We start from the raw sequence: 16,736 nt of genomic DNA, 5'->3' as shown, positions 1-16,736 counted from the left end.
CTGTCGCTTTCGCGGAGGGGGCCGCCGCCGCGACCGGGGCCGCCGCCGCGACCGGGCCCGCCGCCGCGACCGGGCCCGCCGCCGCGACCGGGCCTGTCGTCTCCGCCGGATCCGCGGGGCGTGCGGGCACGAGCTTCAGGCCGACCACGCAGCCGACGATCCCGGCGATGAAGAGCACGCGCAGGACGGTGACCGGCTCCTCGCCCGTCGCCATCGCCCACAGGACGGTGAGTGCCGCGCCGGTGCCCGTCCACACCGCGTACGCCGTGCTGATCGGGATGTGCCGGAGGACGTAGCCGAACGCGACCAGGCTCACCGCGATGGTCACCGCGAACAGTGCCGTCGGCCCTGGGCGGGTGAACCCCTCGCTGGCGCCGAGGGCACTGGCCCAGACGGTCTCGAGCACGGCGCTGACGAACAGGACGACCCACGCCACCTCAGCTCACCACCTTGAGGCCGGCCACGCACGCGACGAGTCCGAGCACGAGGGCGATCCGGGCGAACGACGCGGCCTCCTGCCGGCGGACGATCGCGAGGACGACGGTCAGGGACGCCCCGATCCCGACCCACACGGCGTACGCGGTGCCGACGGGGATGCCCGTCATGGCGTACCCGAGACCGACCATGCTCAGTGCCATGCCGGCCACGAACACGATCGTGGGCACGACCTTCTTGAACCCGTCCGACGCACTGAGCGCGGTCGCCCACACCGCCTCGAGCACGCCGGACACGACCAGGACGACCCAGGTCACGACGATCACCTCACTCTTTGTCGCACAACTGTACGACAAAGAAGGTAGCACGGTCGTGCGAACATGGCACCCGTGGCCAGGAGCATCGACGTGGGGGAGCGCCGCCGGATCGTGTCCGAGGCCGCCGCCCGGGTCCTCGCACGCAACGGACTCGGTGCGCTGAGCGTCCGCGGTGTCGCGGCCGAGGCCGGTCTCCCGCCGTCGACCGTCCGGTACGTGTTCCCGACGCAGGCGAGCGTCCGGACCCACGCGCTCGAGGCGGTGTTCGACGCCACCACGCGACGTGTGGACGCCGTCCCCGAGACGCTGCCGGACCGTGAACGGGCCCGCCGCATCCTCCTCGAGCTCCTGCCCCTCGACGAGGAGCGGCTCATCGAGCTCGACGTCTACCTCGCGCTCGGCAACGCCGCGCTGACCGACCCGGAGCTCCGGCCGGCGCTCGACCGGGTGGCCTCCGACATGCGGCAGTGGACCGAGCAGATCGTCCGGTTGGTCGGCGTGCCCGAGGACGAGCGGGTGTTCGAGGCACGGCGCCTGCACGCCCTGATCGACGGCCTCGCGATGCACGTCTCACGCCTCGCGCCGGGGGAGTCCGGCGACTGGGCGATCGGTGTGCTCGACCGGCACCTCGACGGCCTCGCGGCGCGCTGACCCCGACCGTTCCCCCGCGTCGCCTATCCTTGCGCGGGTGACGCGCGCGACCGCCACGGCCACGACCCCGGCCCGCCCCCGGAGCCTGACCGGTCCGGGCCTCGTGCTGCTCGCCGTCGCCGTGCTCCTCGCGCTCCGGCTCCTGTCCCCGGCCGTCGGGTCCGCCGGCCTGCCGGACGTCGTGCAGGACTTCCTCACGCTCGCGATCAGCGTCGTCGTGGAGTCCCTGCCGTTCGTCGTGCTCGGCATCCTGCTGTCGATCGTCGTCGAGGTGTGGGTCCCCGTCGGAGTCCTCGAGCGGATCCTCCCGCAGCGTGCCCTGCCCCGTCGTGCGTGGATCTCCCTCATCGGCATGCTCTTCCCGGTGTGCGAGTGCGGCAACGTCCCCCTCGCCCGCGGCCTCATGCTCCGCGGGTTCACCCCCGCCGAGGCCGCCACGTTCCTGGTCGCCGCGCCGATCCTCAACCCGCTCGTCATCATCAGCACCGCGCAGGCGTTCGGGTGGTCCGGGTGGATCCTCCCGGTCCGGATCGTCGGCGGCTTCGTCGTCGCGAACCTCGTCGGGTGGATCGTCGCGGCACACCGCAGTCCGGCCGACCTCCTGCTGCCCGCGTTCGAGGCCCGCTGCCGCGTCGCCGCCGGGGCACCGCGCTCCCGGAACCGCTGGCGCGACAGCGCCGCGCAGTTCGGCGGCGAGACCGCGACGATGATGCCCGCGCTGTTCGTCGGCGCCGGGCTCGCCGCGGCCGTCCAGGTCGCGGTGCCCCGGTCGACGCTCGTCGCCGTCGGGGCGAACCCGGTGCTGTCGGTCGCCGCGATGATGCTCCTGGCGATGACGGTGTCGCTCTGCTCGAACGTCGACGCGTTCTTCGCGCTGTCGTTCGCGTCGACGTTCCTGCCCGGGTCGATCACGGCGTTCCTGCTCATCGGCCCGATCATCGACGTCAAGATGATCGCCCTGCTCCGGACGACGTTCCGCACGCGGTTCCTCGTGCTGCTCGCCGTCGTCTGCATCCTGTTCGCCGCGACCGTCGGGTTGGTGATGAATGTCCTCGTCTGAGTCCGCCGCGCCGGCCGCGCTCGGCCTCGGGTCCGTGCTCGCCGTCGCGCTGTGCACCCTGTGGCTCGCCCTCGTCGGGCACCTCGACCTCTACATCAACCCGCGGTACGCGGTCTTCACGATCGTGCTCGCCGCCCTCGCCGTGCCGGCCTCGGTCGCTGGCCTCGTCGTCGTCGCACGCGGGCACGTGCACACCCACGACCCCGCGAGCGACGGGACGCACGACCACGGCGACGCAGCCCACGCAGCCGTCCCGGCCGCCGACGCACACGGTCACGCCCGCCGGACGGGAGGCGCGGGTCGCCACGCTCGCGCCGCGCTCGGCTGGGCAGCGGCGACCGTCACGGTCGCGGTGACGGTCGCCATGCTCGTGCTGCCCCCGACGACGCTCTCCGCGCGCACCGCGCAGCAGCGGAGCGTCGACGCCGCGACGCTGTCGAACGCCACCGGGACGCAGGGCGTCGCACTCCTCGGCAGCGGCGCGGTCGACACGTCGGACTACGGCGTGAAGGACTGGGCGGCGCTCATCCGCCAGACGACCGACACCAGTTCGCTCGTCGGCGGGCGGGTCGAGCTCACCGGCTTCGTCGTCCCGGCCGGCGACGGCTCGTTCACGCTGACGCGCTTCGTGATCAGCTGCTGCGCCGTCGACGCCCAGCCGGTCGGCCTCGGCGTGACGACGAGTGGCTCCGTGCCCGGTGCCGACCAGTGGGTCCGGGTCCGCGGAACCCTCGTCGCCAACCCCGACCAGTCCGCCGCCGCCAGGATCGTCGTGAAGGCGTCCTCGGTCCGACAGATCGCGCAGCCGAGTGACCCGTACGAGTACTGACCGCCTCCGACGTCCCCGCCGCGACCGCTTCCGCTCCCGGTACCTCGCGGTCGTCGTGGTGCTCGTCGTCGTGGGCGCGCTCGCCGCGGTCGTCGGGTCGCACCAGGGTCCCCGGCTCCGCGAGGTCTCCTACGACGCGTCCGGGCTGGTCTCCAAGCCGGCACAGCGGGTGATCCTCACCGCGAACCAGGCGCTGCAACCCGTCCGGGCCGCGGACGTGCGGGTGCGCCCGGCGGCGGCGCACACCGTGACGTCGAGCGGCAACACCATCGCGGTCGAGTTCGCCGGGCCGCTGTCCTACGACCGCTCGTACGAGATCGCCGTGTCCGGGGTGCGGGCCCCGGGACAGTCCGCGACGGCCACGCTGCGGACCACCGTCCGGACCGGGAGCACCGACGTCCTCGCGCTCGTGCCGGCCGGGTCCGGGCGCGGGAAGGACCGCATCGTCCGCCGGTCGCTCGACGCCGGCGGGGCGACCACGGTGTACGCCGATGCCGGGATCACCGAGTTCGCGCGCCTCGGGCGGTCGCTGGTGGTCGTCCGTGACACCGGCCGGGGAACGTCGGCAGTCGACGTCGTGCCGCTCGCCGCGGGTGTCCGCGACGACCGCGCCCCGGTCGAGCACCTCACGCTGCCGACCGCCGCCGGTCGGGTGACCGCCCTGCACACCGCGGACGACGGAGCGTCGTTCGGGTTCGAGTACGCGGACACGTCGAGCGGACGCTCCACCGACGTCGGGCTGTACGTCGTCGACATGACCGGGACCCACATGCCGACCGCCGTGGGCGCCGACGGTGTGCCGCGGACCGGCGTCGTCCCCATGACGGTCGGGCAGTGGGCGTACGTCCCGCGCACCGAGAGCGCACTCGTCCGGACGAGCGACGACGACCTCGTCCTCGTCGACATGAGCGGTTCGACCCCCGCGGTGCGGCTCGGCAGTGCGACCGTGCTGCACGGCTTCGTGGCGTCGGGTACCACGGCGGTCGTCGAGACCGGCACCGGCATCGACCAGCTCGACCTGACCGACGGACGACGCACACCCGTGGCGGCGCCCGCGGGGAGCGCGGAAGCGCCCTACCTCGGACGCATCGCGCCGCTCACGGACCGCACCTACCTCCGCGTGGTGGGCACGGTCCGTGCCGACGGCACCCTCGACCAGCGGATCCTGCGCGTCGAGCCGACCCGCGCCTCCCGGCTGGCGGTGACGCTGCCGGCGGAGGCGGGCGTGACCGCGGTGTGTCCGTCTCCGAACGGTCAGTTCGTCGCCGTCACCACGCGGTCTGCCTCGGGTGACCTGGTGAGCGTCGTGGACGCCACGACCGGGGCGCTCGAGGCGAGTGTCGAGGCGTCCACCGTCGACTGGTGCGGTGCCCTGCCGACCGGTGACGAGATCGGCTGAACCGCAGTCGGCTGAAGCGTGGTCGCCGGAGCGCGGTCAGTGCCGCCGCAGCGTGTTCTTCGGGTACTCGCCGAACCGCTGCAGGTACTCGCTCGAGAACCGGCCCATGTGGCTGAAGCCCCATCGGCGTGCGACGTCGGCGACCGTGGTGTCCTCGATCGACCCGTGCACCAGGTCCTCCTGGGCGCGTCGCAGCCGGACCTCGCGGAGGTACTGCATGGGCGTCCGGTCGAGGGCCCGCTGGAACGACTCCTGCAGGCCGCGGACGCTCAGACCGGCGGCACCGGCGATGTCCGACACGGTGAGGGGCGTCGCGGCGTGCGCGTGGATGAACTCGACGGCGGCGCGGACCCGTCGGTTGCTCCGCTCGCCGTAGTGGTCGGGCAGCAATGGGGCTTGGAACCGGTAGAGGTCGAGCAGGGCGCGAGCGACGTCCCGTTGCGCCTCGTGCCAGGCGAGCGACTCGCCACCGCCCTCGCGGAACGCGTGCACGGCTCCGGCGACGGAACCCCGCCACCGCTCGATCGCCGCCCGGTCCGGCTCACCGGTCCGCTGGAACGCGAGCGTGCCGTCCACGAGGTACCGCTCGGTGGCGACGTCGAGCACGAGGGAACGGTCGAGGTGGACGAGTCGCTGGTCCCAGTCGCGGTACTCCACCTCGAACCGCTGCTCGATCGGGAACAGCACCGGCACGCCGTGGCGCATGACGGTCGCGTCCCGCATGGTGTCCACGGTCGCGGTGCCGGCGTCGATCCACTGCACGACGACCTCGCCCTCGACGGCCACGTCGCCGCGGAGGGCGCCGTGCATCTGCGAGCGTCGGATGCTCATACGCTCGTCCCCGATGCCGGCGTACCGGTACCAGAAGTCGTCGTCCACGTGCGCGGCGTGCCACCGCTTCCCGGCGTACATGCCGGCGAGGTCGTGTATCGCCGCATCCGTGTCCGTGCCGGCCACGGAGACCAGTGGTCGGGACTTCGGCGTGCAGGAGGACATCGTTCCAGCGTCGTCCTGATGGGCGCGGTCCGCGACCCCCGTCGCGGTCTGCGGACGAAGCGGTCCCGGCGGTGGGACGACGGACGGGAGGCACGTGGCGGACCCGCCACGTGCCTCCCGTTCTCACCCGGTCACCCAGGCGCTCGCTCTCAGGCGAGCGTCGCCGCGTCGATCACGAAGCGGTAGCGGACGTCCGACGAGAGGACGCGCTCGTAGGCCTCGTTGATCTGGTCGGCGCTGATCAGCTCGGTCTCGGGCAGGATGCCCTTCTCGGCGCAGAAGTCGAGCATCTCCTGCGTCTCGCGGATGCCGCCGATGGCGGAACCCGCCCAGCTGAGCCGGCGGGGGATGAGCGCGAACGCCGGGACCTCGAGCGGCTCGGACGGGGCGCCGACGTTGACGAGGGTGCCGTCGACCTTGAGCAGGCCCAGGTACGCGCCCATCGGGATCTTCGCCGACACGGTGTTCAGGATGAAGTCGAACGACTGCGCGAGCTCCTCGAACGTCTCCGGGTCCTTCGTGGCGTAGTGCGCCTTCGCGCCGTAGCGGAGCGAGTCCTCCTGCTTCGACGTGGTCTGCGACAGGACCGTGACCTCGGCGCCGAGGGCGACCGCGATCTTCACGGCCATGTGGCCGAGACCGCCCATGCCGACGACGGCGACCTTCGAGCCCTCGCCGATGCCCCAGTGGTGCAGCGGCGAGTAGGTGGTGATGCCGGCACAGAGCAGCGGGGCGACCTTCTCGATGTCGAGCGACTCCGGCACGCGGAGCACGAAGTCCTCGTTCACCACGATGGCCTGCGAGTAGCCGCCCTGGGTGATGCTGCCGTCGGCCGGGTCGACGCCCGCGTAGGTCTGGATGTTGCCCTTCAGGCAGTACTGCTCCTCACCCTTGACGCACTGCTCGCACTCGCCGCACGAGTTGACCATGCAGCCGACGCCGACGCGGTCGCCGACCTGGTGCTTGGTGACGGCGTCGCCGACGGCGGAGACGTGGCCGACGATCTCGTGGCCGACGACCTGCGGGTACTGGATCTCGCCCCACTCACCGCGGACGGTGTGGATGTCCGAGTGGCAGATGCCGGCGTAGGCGATGTCGATCTCGACGTCGTTCGGGCCGAGGTCGCGACGGGTGATGGTGGTCTTGACGAGCGGCTCCGTGGCGGACGGGGCAGCGTAGGCGTTGACGGTGCGCAATGGTCTCCTCGTGGGGTGGGTCGATTGCTGGTCGGGGCCGGTGGCGGCCCCGGTGCACCAGTGTGCTCCCGCGTCCTGCGGACAGCGTGGTACCGGTGGGGTACCCCTCCTGTGTGCCCCTTCAGGCCATCCGGGCGAGTCGTGTCCCCGCGATCGTGGCGAAACGCACGGGGTCGCGGAGGGCGTCGTCGGGTTCGCCCGTCGTCTGCGTCGCGATGACCGTCAGCGACGCGGCCGCGGCGAAGTCGTCGAGCGGCGCGTCGATCGCACCGGCGACGAGCACCACGCGGGCGCCCGGAGCGTGCGCCGACGCCATTGCGTGCACCACCGACGGGACCTTGCCGCTCGCGCTCTGCCCGTCGAACCGGCCCTCGCCGGTGACCACCACGTCCGCCCCGGCCAGCAGTGTCGGCAGCCCGAGCACCTCGGCGACGCCCTCGGCCCCGCGGACCAGTACGGCGCCCCAGGCCAGCAACCCGAAGCCGACGCCCCCGGCCGCACCGGCACCGGGCGTGTCCGGGTCGATGTGGGGGTGGTGTGCGGCGAGCGCCCGCAGGCGCGCATCGAACTCGGCGACCCGCGACGGCGCGATGCCCTTCTGCGGACCGAAGACCGCGGCGGCGCCGGTCGGACCCGTGAGCGGAGCGGTCACGTCGGTGAGGACCGTCACCCCGCCCGGCGGCAGGGGGCGGCCGTCGAGCACCTCGAGCACCGAGGCGCCACCGTCCGTGGAGGCGCTGCCGCCGATCCCGAGCACGAGCCCGGTCACGCCGGTGTCGAGGGCGGCGACGATCGCCTCCCCGAACCCGCGCGAGGTCGCGCTGTCCGGCAGTAGGTGGTCGCCCAGCAGCGGGAGGCCGCTCGTCGCCGCGAGTTCGACGACCCCGCGGCCGTCCGGCAGGCGCAACCACCAGGTGTCGTGCGGGGCGCCGTCGGGACCGGTCACGGTCACCGCGTGCCGGACCGCCTCGGGGAACGCCGTCGCGAACGCGTCGAGCGTCCCCTCGCCGCCGTCCGCCATGGGGACGGTCACGACCTGGTCGTCGGGGCGCTCGGCGGACCAGCCGGTCGCGATCGCGGAGGCGACGGCCGCCGCGGTCGCGGTGCCCTTGAACGAGTCCGGAGCCACCACGATGCGCACGGGGACACGGTACCGGAGCGAGATGCCCCGGGAGCCCACCGCGCGGTGGACGGGAGGGTGGGACGCGTCAGCGGCCGAGCAGCCGCGCGAGGAACCCGGTCTTCGGCTCCGCCGTGTGCCCGGGGCAGCGGTCACGCTGGGGCACCCCGCGCATCACCTGGTCGACGTGCTGGCCGCAACCGGCCCACGTCGTCTTCCCGCACGTCCTGCACGTCACCTGTCGGCACATCTGTTCGTCCTTCCGTCGGGGGTACCGGGGGGCACCCGTTGCCGGGACTATACCCCTGGGGGTATTGTTGCCGCCATGAGGACGATCATCATCGGAGGTGTCGCCGCCGGCATGTCCGCGGCCACCCGCCTCCGCCGGCTCGACGAGCACCGCACGATCACGGTCTACGAGCGGGGCGAGCACGTGTCCTTCGCCAACTGCGGGCTGCCCTACCACGTCGGGGGTGCGATCCCCGAGCGCTCGTCGCTCCTGCTGCAGACGCCGGAATCGCTCGCCCGCCGCTTCGCGCTCGACGTCCACGTCCGCCACGAGGTCACGGCGATCGATCCCGCCCGGAGGACGGTCGTCGTCCGGGACCTCGGATCGGGGGCGTCCCGCACCGAGCACTACGACGACCTCGTGCTGGCGACCGGGGCCACCGCGGCGCCGGGCCCCTCGGCCGACGCCGTGCCGACCCACACGCTCCGCAGCGTCGAGGACGTCGACCGGGTGATGGCGGTGCTCGAGCAGGCCGGGCCGTCACCCCGCGTCGTCGTGGTCGGCGCCGGGTTCATCGGGCTCGAAGCCGTCGAGAACCTCCTGGCGCGCGACGCCCGGGTGACGCTCGTCACCCGTGGGACGCAGGTCCTCTCGCCGCTCGACGTCGAGATGGCCGAGCCCGTGCTCGGGACCCTCCGGCGAGCCGGGGTGGACGTCCGCCTGGGCGTGACGGTCACCGGTGCGCAGCCCGGGGCGGTCCTCCTGAGCGACGGCTCGACCGTGCCCGCAGCGCTCGTGGTGGAGGCGAGCGGGGTCCGCCCGGACACCGGGCTCGCCCGGAGCGCTGGCGTCGCCCTCGGCCCCTCCGGCGGCGTCGCGGTCGACGGTCGGCACCGCACCTCCGTGCCGCACGTCTGGGCGGCGGGCGACGGTGTCGAGAAGATCGACCACGTCGACGGCGCGGCGACCCTCGTCACCATGGCCGGCCTGGCGAACCGACACGGCCGCGCGGTCGCCGACGCCATCGCGGGGACCCTCCCCGACGATGCGCGTCCCGCGCTCGGCACGGCCGTGCTCGGCGTCCTGGGGACGACCGTCGCCGTCGTCGGGTGGAACGAGCGACGGCTCGTCGCCGCCGGACGAGCACACCGCGTCGTGCACACCCACCCGTCGTCGCACGCCGGGTACTACCCCGGAGCCGAGCCGATGGCGATGAAGCTGCTCGTCGACGCGGTCACCGACCAGGTCCTCGGCGCCCAGATCGTCGGAGGCGACGGTGTGGACAAGCGCATCGACGTCATCGCGGTGGCCATGACGGCTGGGCTCACCGCGTCCGCGCTCGCGCAGCTCGAGCTCGCCTACGCGCCCCAGTACGGGTCCGCGAAGGACCCGGTGAACCTGCTCGGCAACGTCGCCGAGAACACCGCGACCGGGGCGACGGCGACGATCCAGTGGCACGAACTCGACGCCGCACGCGGTGCGGGTGCCACGCTCGTCGACGTCCGGACCCCCGCGGAGCACGAGGCCGGAGCCGTGCCCGGGTCCGTGAACATCCCGCTGGACGACCTCCGTGCACGGCACCGGGAGCTGCCCGACGGCCCCGTCGTGGTGCACTGCCAGGTGGGCCAGCGCGGACACACTGCCGCACGGCTGCTCGCTCAGCTCGGCCACGACGTCCGCAACCTCGACGGCGGGTACCGTACGTGGGCGGCCGGCACGGCGGCGACGTCCGTCCGTGTGGACGCGGGCGTCGGACACGCTGCCGCCTGAACGCACGACCGATCCCCCCCGATCACCACCGCACACGACGAGGACGACCATGGACGAGACAGCAGCCGACGGACCGTCGAACCGGGCACTGCACGACGCGGACGCGGTGAAGAAGGTGGCGAACCGGCTGCGCCGGGCACAGGGGCAGCTCGCCGCGGTGATCGCCGCGGTCGAGGGCGGAGGCGACTGCCGCGCCGTCGTCACACAGCTCGCCGCTGTCAGCAGCGCCCTCGACCGGGCGGGCTTCGCCATCGTGTCCACCGCCATGCGCCAGTGCATCACCGAGCCGACCGGGGCTCAGGACGGGACCGACGACGACCGACTGACCGTCGAGGAACTCGAGAAGCTCTTCCTGACGCTCGCCTGACCCCGGTTCGTTGCCCCCGGTTCCTGGCCCCTCGGTCAGTCGCCGGTCGCGTCGTACCGCAGGTACACGATGGTGCGGCCGTCGGCCGTGCCGGAGAACACACCGACCGGCCCGGCCACCGAACCCGAGAGCTTCGTCGCCCCGGCGCTCTGCAGTGCGTCGGAGGCGCGCGTCGTGGGGGCCGTCTCCTCGCCCGACGGCAGCGTCGGGACGCGGGCACCCTCGGGCAGGCGGACCAGCGCCGACGCCCAGCTGCCGTCGCGGGAGGCGGTCGCGCGGATCCGTTCGGTGCCCGCAGGCAGGTCGACCCCGGTCCGGGCCTCGACGGTGGCGAGCGGGGTCTCGACACACAGGCCGATCCGGGCACAATCACCGAGCGTGCCGTCGTGAGTGACCCGCCGGACGATCGCCCAGCCTCCGACCGTCAGGACGGTGAGGAGCAGCGCGACGAGCAGCACCAGGGCCACCAGCAGTCGGGGCACCGAGGCCTCGCGCCGGATCCGCAACGAGCTCGCCCCGCCGTCCGTGCCCGCGCGGGGTCGCAGGACGGCCGCGTCCGGGGTGATCGGGTCCGCGGCCACCCGGTCACGGGCGTCCGTCCTGGTGGCTGCGCCCGGCCCAGAGGTGCTCGCCGGGGCACGGTCACCGTCGTACGGCACCGCGACGAGGGAGTCGTCGTGGCGGAACCGACCGGAGACCACCGCCTTCGCCCGGGCCTCCATCTCGGTGTGGGCCTCGAGGTCGACGCTGGTGCCTCCTTGGACGACGCGGAACTTCGACATGCAACGAGCCTGACGGACGATCGGGACTCGTGCCGGGACCGTTGCGAGATCGGTATCGGGACGGAACGATCCGACGTTCACACGACGACGCGCGCTGTTCCCGGGTCGGCGGTCACCGTGAACGTCGCCGACGTCGCGCCGACCTCGACCCGGTAGTCGCCGTGGAAGCCCTCGACGCGCACGCGTCCGTGCCCGTCGGTGCGGAGGTTCGTCCGTGGCAGCCACCACTCGTCCCGCACCAGGCGGCGGAGCGCCTCGTAGGCCGGCTTCGGGCTGCCGTCCGCACGCACCAGGCCGATCGGGGCGCCGAGCCAGGCGTCGCGGTCGGTGATGCCCCAGTAGGTGATCGCCTCGACCGCGGGGTGACCGACGAGGCTCCGGTAGTGCCGTTCCACCTCGTCGGCCTGCCGTTCCTCGCCCTCCGGGGTCGAGGGCCACGACGCGACCACGTGGTCGTTGAGGTCGACCACGCCGGCGGGCATGAGGTCGCCGGACACGAGGGAGGTCTCGGTCAGGTGCAGCGGCAGCCCGTACCGGGCGAAGCGGTCCACCATCGCGAGCATGGTCTCCTCGCCCCAGTACCCCTGGTGCATGTGGGTCTGCAGGCCGATCGCGTCGATCGCGACACCGGCCTCGAGGACGCCCTCGATGAGGCACTCGTACGCGCTCGACAGGTCGAAGTCGTTGAGGAGGAGGGTCGCGCTCGGGTTCGCGCCTCGGGCTTCCTCGAACGCCGTCCGGATCATCGCGATGCGACCCCTGGCTCGGGCGAGCGGCGTGATCGCGTTCGCGCCGTTGTCGAACACCGGCATGATGACGACCTCGTTGATCGCGTCCCAGGTGTCGATCACCCCCGCGGCGTCCGAGACCTCCCGTCGGATGCGCGCCCGCAGCAGCTGTTCGACTTCGTCCAGCGGCAGGCCGAGCAGCCAGTCGGGTTGGACGGTGTGCCACACCAGAGGGTGCCCCTTCACCGCCACGCCCCGGTCGCGGAACCACCGGGCGGTCGTGAGCAGTCGGTGCGTGTCCGGCGCCCCGCGCTCGGCCTCGAACCGTCCCCAGTAGTACGGCAGCGTCGCGGTGTTGAAGACGTCGGTCCAGCGGTCGGCCAGCGCGGCGCTCCCGTCGTCGTCCGTGGCGTCGCCGTTCGCCAGGTCGATGAAGTCGAAGCCGATGTTCCCGAACACGAACGCGTGCCGGGTCTGCTCGACCACGACGTCGGCGTGCGCGAGCGGAGCCCCCGAGGAGTCCACGATGATCAGTTCGGTCGCACCGGTGCGGTGCGCTGGTCCGTGCGGCATGGGGTCCTCCGACATCGTCGTCCGGGATTTGTTGTGTGCGCGAACATACCAGGGCGGGGCGCGCGACCGGCCGGCGCGAGCGGCTCCCGCGCGCAGCGGCCAGGAGGGCGGCGTGCAGGCCGGCGACACAGCGACGACCGAGGTCGCGGAGCCGGCAACGGCGGCAGAGGAGGATCTGGAGCGAGTGACGGGAATCGAACCCGCGCTACCAGCTTGGGAAGCTGGAGTTCTACCATTGAACTACACTCGCGCATCCCGCTGGCGGGACGTCGACAACCCTACCGGATTCTCCGCTGGACGCCAGCCGGACGCGCTCCGGCCGCCGCGTGGCGGCGGTGATCCGTGCCTCCCGACCGTGTCCGTGTAGGCGCTGTGAGCCCGCCGACGTGACGGACAGGTGTCGGCCGGGTGTGTACCGTCCAGGGGGATCAGCGCCGAAGTACCCGAGGAGGACCCGGATGGTCAGGCATCCCCTCATCGACGACGTCGTCGGCTCCGCCATCGTGGTCGACTCCGCATCGCCGGTGGTGTGGCTGACCGACGCGTTCGCCTCCCTGCTCGCCCGCGCCTCCGCGGCGGGGCGCACGGTGGTGCTCCGCACCGGACGGGAGGCAGCGCTCACCCCCGCCGTGCGGCACGCGTTGGGTGCGCACGGTGCCGCGTGGGCCGTCACCGACCTCGACGGCTCGCTGCGCGACGGTCGCACGGGGGTCGCGGCGTCCCGCGTGCAGGACTTCGCGCAGCGCGGTCCGGAGTTGCTCGGGACCCCGTCGCCGGAGCACCCCGTCGCGTCCGACTCGGTCCGGCAGATCAGCATCGACCTCACCCTGCGCCACCACCCGGGGCGCGCGGTCGACGTCGGCTCGGCGATCGAGGCGCTGTGCGACACCGTGGGGACCTGCCCGACCCGCTGGGGCACCGTGGAACCGCTGACGGTCCCGTGGGACCGGTGGGTGGTGACCCAGTACGCCAAGCACGAGGCACCCGCGGTGTCGACGTCGTACGCCGTGGGCGACGGCTTCTCGGCGACGATGACCGCGCACCTGCAGGACGACGTGGTCATCGAGACGATGTCGGCGGTGCTGACCGTCCCGGAGGAGCACGCCGACCCGGAGCTCGCCGGACGGCTCTTCGCCGCGGTCCAGCAGGTCGCCGACCAGGTCGAGCCGGTGTTCGGCGTCGTGATGCAACGGCGCGGCGACGCCGACCACCTGGTGCGGGCGGTCTCGTACGGCGAGCCGGCGCCGCTCGCCGTGGTCGTCGGCCCCGAGGCCTCGGTGTTCCTCGACCGCGAAGGTGCGTGGCCGCCGCCGCGGACGTCGACCACCACGTTCGGCCTGCGCGACGGCGACGACGCCGACGAGGGGCTGATCGTCCGGTTCGAGGACGGCTGGGCCGCGCTCGAGTCCTTCCTCGACCGCATCGACGAGGACCGCTTCCTCCAGCTGGTCGGCGGCGCACCCCTCGACCCTGCGCACGACGACGGCGCGCTCGACGGACACGTCGGGGCCCGCGTGGCAGGAGGACCCGGTGCCGCGTGAGGTGACGCTGCTCTGCCGTCGTCCGGTCGAGGTCCGTGACGTCGCCGAGGCCCTCCTCGTGCACGACGAGACCTGGGGCGTCCGTGCCCTCGACGACGGGCCGGTGATGCAGGTCTGCCGTGACGCCGAGCACCCTGTGGTGACCGTGCTCGGGGTGAAGCGGGTCGACTCGTCCGACGAGGTCGAGCGGATCCTGCCCGACGCCCCCACCCTCGAGCTCCCGCTGTGGTGGGTCGACGCGGTGACCCCGGCTGGACCGGACGGTGAGTCGGGGATCTCGGCAGCGCTCGAGGCGGCGATCGAGCTCGACGCCGTGTGCCTCGTGCACGGGGACTGACCCGGCCGACCACGTCCGCGTCGCGACCGGCGTCGCGTCGCCGGGCCGTGCCTCCCGGCCGACGTTCGGACGATCCGACCCATCGCACGTGGAGTAGGAAGCCGTTCCGCTCGTAGGAGGCCCGAAGAAACGGGTACCTACGAGCGAAACGGTCAACCACGAGCGAAACGGTCAACCACGAGCGAAACGGTCAACCACGAGCGAAACGGTCAACCACGAGCGAAACGGTCAACCACGAGCGAAACGGCCGACCACGAGCGGAACGGCCACCGCCGCGCCCCCGCCCGCCGCTCAGTCGCGGTCGCGCAGCGCCGCCAGCCGCTCGTTGTACGCCCGGAGGTCGGCGTCCCCGTCGCGCGCGGCCTTGCGGTCGAGCCGCTTCGCCTCCCGCGCGTCGGTGCGCACCCAGTTCCGCACCACGAGCAGCGCCACGAACACCATCGGCAACTCACCGGCGCCCCAGGCGATCCCGCCCCCGGTGTGCTGGTCGGCGAGCAGCGCGGCGTCGTTCGTCTGACCGAGCGCGTGGAACCAGTCGATCGCGAAGACCTCCTGCGACGTCATCACGGCCACGCCGAAGAACGCGTGGAACGCCAGGGTCGCGAGGAGCGCGATGATGAGGATCGGGTACTGCGGTCGCGCCGGCCCCGGATCGATGCCCACGAACACCCAGAAGAACAGGTACCCGCTCAGGACGAAGTGCACGACCATGAGCACGTGCCACTCGTGCGACTGCATGGCGTACTCGAACGCGGGCGTGAAGTAGAACACCACGAGGGACCCGGCGAAGATGACCCCCGCGACGGCCGGCTTCGCCATGAACTGCATGTAGCGGGAGTGCACGAAGAGCATGAGCCACTCGCGGGCCCCGCGTGAGCCGTCGTTCCGCACCGGCAGCGTCCGCAGCGCGAGCAGCACCGGTCCGCCGAGCACGAGCGGCAGCGGGACGAACATCATCAGCATCATGTGCTGGATCATGTGCGACGAGAAGTGGACCATGCCGTAGACGGCGGGACCGCCCGAGGTCGTCCAGATGAACAGGGCGCAGCCGACGAGCCACGCGATCGTGCGACCGACCGGCCACCGGTCCCCGCGCTTCCGCAGCTTCCGGACGGCCAGCAGGTACCACCCGGCACCCGTCACCGCGAGCGCCGCCCAGACCCAGTCCCAATGCCACTCGGTCAGGTACGTGTGGAGCGTCTGTGTCGGTGGGTACGGGTAGCCGATCAGGCCCGAGCGGGTGTCGTCGCCGGTCTCGGGCGTCTGCGGGATCGGCGGCTGCGACCGGGAGACGGCGACGGAGACACCGATCGCGATCGCCATGAAAACGATCTCGGCCAGGGCGAACCGGGTGAACGCGCGACGGTCGAGCGGTGCGCGCAGGAGCCCGGGCACGAGCTTCCGGCGCTGCGCGACGCCGGCGAGGCCGAGCAGCACGAGGATCACGGCCTTGGTGGTGATGAGCCAGCCGTAGGTGGTCGTGAACAGGTCGAGGGGGCCGGTCAGCCGCAGCGACGCGTTCACGATGCCGGAGAACGCCACCGCGGCGAACGACCACCCGGCGAGCGTCGAGTACCGCGACACGACCCGCCCGGTGGCGCCCTTCGTCCGGGTGCGCAGCAGCACCACGGCGACGAGCCCGCCCGCCCAGACGCAGACCCCGACCAGGTGCACGGCGAGGGAGTTCACGGCGTTCGCGTGCTCGAGCGACCCGGCGGCGTGCCCGGACAGCGCCAGGGGCAGCAGGGCGAACAGCGCCAGGACGGTCGCGACGGCGAGGGTGGTCACCCGGGTGGCGAGGACGGCCACGACGGTCGCGACGAGGATCGCGGCGGCCGACACCACGAGCGCCTGGCCGATCTCGACCTGGAACGCGAACAGCAGGAAGTTCCGGGCGAACACCGGCGAGCTCAGGGGCACGCCGAGGGTGTTCGCGCCGGTGAGCACGATGCCGACGACGGCGGCGAGGAACCACACGCCGCCCGAGGCCGCCGCCCACCGCGCGGCGCGGTGCTGGATGCTCGACACCGCCCCGTGGTCCTTCTTCTGTGCGGGGAGCGCGAACGCGGCGACGATGAGCAGGCCGACCGTCAGCGCGGCGGTGGTGTCGTGCACGGCCCGCGTGATCGGCAGACCGTACGTGACGAGGTCACCCGCCGAGACGAGCTGCTGGTTCGTGGTGAACGCCCCCGTCACGACCATGCCGAGGACGGCGCAGGCCGCCGCCAGCGGGACGGCGATCGCGAGGACCGTCGCGACGGTGGACGTGCGCGCGGTGACGGGCGCCGCTTCGGGCGCCGCGCCGCCCGTCGGGGGAGCGGAAGACGTGACGGTCATGACCGGTCAATGGTAAGCGCCGCAGCCTGGGCCCAAGCCGCCGGTTCCCGGGCGACGCGCCTGCGGCGT

Annotated in this window: 16 protein-coding genes and 1 tRNA gene; 8 read left to right on the top strand and 9 right to left on the bottom strand. The window is 72.9% G+C overall.

The window, feature by feature from the left end; all coding sequences use genetic code 11:
• Together Csp2054_RS15755 and Csp2054_RS15750 are read right to left on the bottom strand one after the other, a co-directional pair.
• The coding region (locus Csp2054_RS15755) for a DMT family transporter (RefSeq protein WP_096900404.1) at positions 1 to 436 on the bottom strand (436 nt) is incomplete at its 3' end.
• A 1-nt stretch (position 437) separates the two neighbouring features.
• On the bottom strand, positions 438 to 752 hold the full coding sequence (locus tag Csp2054_RS15750) for a DMT family transporter (protein WP_176491752.1): 315 nt from the start codon (positions 750 to 752) through the stop codon (positions 438 to 440).
• A gap of 72 nt (positions 753 to 824) precedes the next feature.
• Between Csp2054_RS15750 and Csp2054_RS15745 the strand changes: the two genes are divergently transcribed.
• Genes Csp2054_RS15745 through Csp2054_RS15730 form a run of 4 tightly spaced genes read left to right on the top strand, consistent with a single transcriptional unit; the run spans position 825 to position 4,691 of the window.
• On the top strand, positions 825 to 1,403 hold the full coding sequence (locus tag Csp2054_RS15745; protein ID WP_096900411.1) for a TetR/AcrR family transcriptional regulator: 579 nt from the start codon (positions 825 to 827) through the stop codon (positions 1,401 to 1,403).
• 37 nt (positions 1,404 to 1,440) lie between these two features.
• The gene (locus Csp2054_RS15740; RefSeq protein ID WP_255252779.1) at positions 1,441 to 2,463 is read left to right on the top strand and encodes a permease; all 1,023 of its coding nucleotides are present in this window, start codon (positions 1,441 to 1,443) and stop codon (positions 2,461 to 2,463) included.
• Positions 2,450 to 3,292, top strand: coding sequence for a TIGR03943 family putative permease subunit (locus tag Csp2054_RS15735; protein WP_096900403.1), 843 nt, complete (start codon positions 2,450 to 2,452; stop codon positions 3,290 to 3,292). The genes Csp2054_RS15740 and Csp2054_RS15735 overlap by 14 nt, the downstream gene beginning before the upstream one ends.
• A complete protein-coding gene (locus Csp2054_RS15730; protein WP_141399294.1) occupies positions 3,273 to 4,691 on the top strand; it encodes a hypothetical protein in 1,419 nt (472 codons plus the stop codon). Before Csp2054_RS15735 ends, Csp2054_RS15730 begins: the two co-directional genes overlap by 20 nt.
• Before the next feature lie 36 nt (positions 4,692 to 4,727).
• Here the strand turns inward: Csp2054_RS15730 and Csp2054_RS15725 are convergent, their stop codons facing one another.
• The 3 genes from Csp2054_RS15725 to Csp2054_RS15715 form a co-directional block, all read right to left on the bottom strand.
• The gene (locus Csp2054_RS15725) at positions 4,728 to 5,687 is read right to left on the bottom strand and encodes a helix-turn-helix transcriptional regulator (protein ID WP_096900401.1); all 960 of its coding nucleotides are present in this window, start codon (positions 5,685 to 5,687) and stop codon (positions 4,728 to 4,730) included.
• A 149-nt stretch (positions 5,688 to 5,836) separates the two neighbouring features.
• Positions 5,837 to 6,883 (bottom strand): NAD(P)-dependent alcohol dehydrogenase, encoded by a 1,047-nt coding sequence (locus Csp2054_RS15720; protein ID WP_096900400.1) that lies wholly within the window; start codon positions 6,881 to 6,883, stop codon positions 5,837 to 5,839.
• A gap of 121 nt (positions 6,884 to 7,004) precedes the next feature.
• Entirely contained in the window at positions 7,005 to 8,024 is a 1,020-nt protein-coding gene (locus tag Csp2054_RS15715) for a glycerate kinase (RefSeq protein WP_096900409.1), read from the bottom strand.
• Positions 8,025 to 8,328: 304 nt separating this feature from the next.
• Here Csp2054_RS15715 and Csp2054_RS15705 point away from each other — a divergent pair, with 304 nt between their 5' ends.
• A complete protein-coding gene (locus tag Csp2054_RS15705) occupies positions 8,329 to 10,002 on the top strand; it encodes an FAD-dependent oxidoreductase (protein ID WP_096900398.1) in 1,674 nt (557 codons plus the stop codon).
• Positions 10,003 to 10,051: 49 nt separating this feature from the next.
• Positions 10,052 to 10,369 carry a metal-sensitive transcriptional regulator gene (locus tag Csp2054_RS15700; protein WP_096900397.1) on the top strand — a complete coding sequence of 106 codons (318 nt, stop codon included), beginning with the start codon at positions 10,052 to 10,054 and terminating at the stop codon, positions 10,367 to 10,369.
• A 35-nt stretch (positions 10,370 to 10,404) separates the two neighbouring features.
• On the opposite strand, the gene Csp2054_RS15695 is transcribed toward Csp2054_RS15700, so the two are convergent.
• The 3 genes from Csp2054_RS15695 to Csp2054_RS15685 all read right to left on the bottom strand — a co-directional run bounded on the left by Csp2054_RS15695 (position 10,405) and on the right by Csp2054_RS15685 (position 12,702).
• Positions 10,405 to 11,151, bottom strand: a complete 747-nt coding sequence (locus tag Csp2054_RS15695; RefSeq protein WP_096900396.1) for a hypothetical protein — start codon at positions 11,149 to 11,151, stop codon at positions 10,405 to 10,407.
• A 77-nt stretch (positions 11,152 to 11,228) separates the two neighbouring features.
• On the bottom strand, positions 11,229 to 12,452 hold the full coding sequence (locus Csp2054_RS15690; protein ID WP_255252778.1) for an endo-1,4-beta-xylanase: 1,224 nt from the start codon (positions 12,450 to 12,452) through the stop codon (positions 11,229 to 11,231).
• Positions 12,453 to 12,628: 176 nt separating this feature from the next.
• Positions 12,629 to 12,702 (bottom strand) — tRNA-Gly (locus tag Csp2054_RS15685).
• 208 nt (positions 12,703 to 12,910) lie between these two features.
• Here Csp2054_RS15685 and Csp2054_RS15680 point away from each other — a divergent pair.
• A complete protein-coding gene (locus tag Csp2054_RS15680; protein WP_096900394.1) occupies positions 12,911 to 13,993 on the top strand; it encodes a DUF6177 family protein in 1,083 nt (360 codons plus the stop codon).
• Positions 13,983 to 14,330 carry a hypothetical protein gene (locus tag Csp2054_RS15675; RefSeq protein ID WP_096900393.1) on the top strand — a complete coding sequence of 116 codons (348 nt, stop codon included), beginning with the start codon at positions 13,983 to 13,985 and terminating at the stop codon, positions 14,328 to 14,330. Before Csp2054_RS15680 ends, Csp2054_RS15675 begins: the two co-directional genes overlap by 11 nt.
• Before the next feature lie 291 nt (positions 14,331 to 14,621).
• Here Csp2054_RS15675 and Csp2054_RS15670 read toward each other — a convergent pair whose 3' ends face one another.
• Positions 14,622 to 16,667 (bottom strand): cytochrome c oxidase assembly protein, encoded by a 2,046-nt coding sequence (locus Csp2054_RS15670; RefSeq protein WP_096900392.1) that lies wholly within the window; start codon positions 16,665 to 16,667, stop codon positions 14,622 to 14,624.
• Positions 16,668 to 16,736 lie beyond the last annotated feature (69 nt).

The sequence above is a fragment of the Curtobacterium sp. 'Ferrero' genome, assembly GCF_002412165.1.
In the GTDB taxonomy this organism is placed as follows: Bacteria; Actinomycetota; Actinomycetes; order Actinomycetales; family Microbacteriaceae; genus Curtobacterium.
The sequence above is the reverse complement of the archived record's forward strand: the minus strand, read 5'-3'. Positions and strand labels throughout refer to the sequence as shown.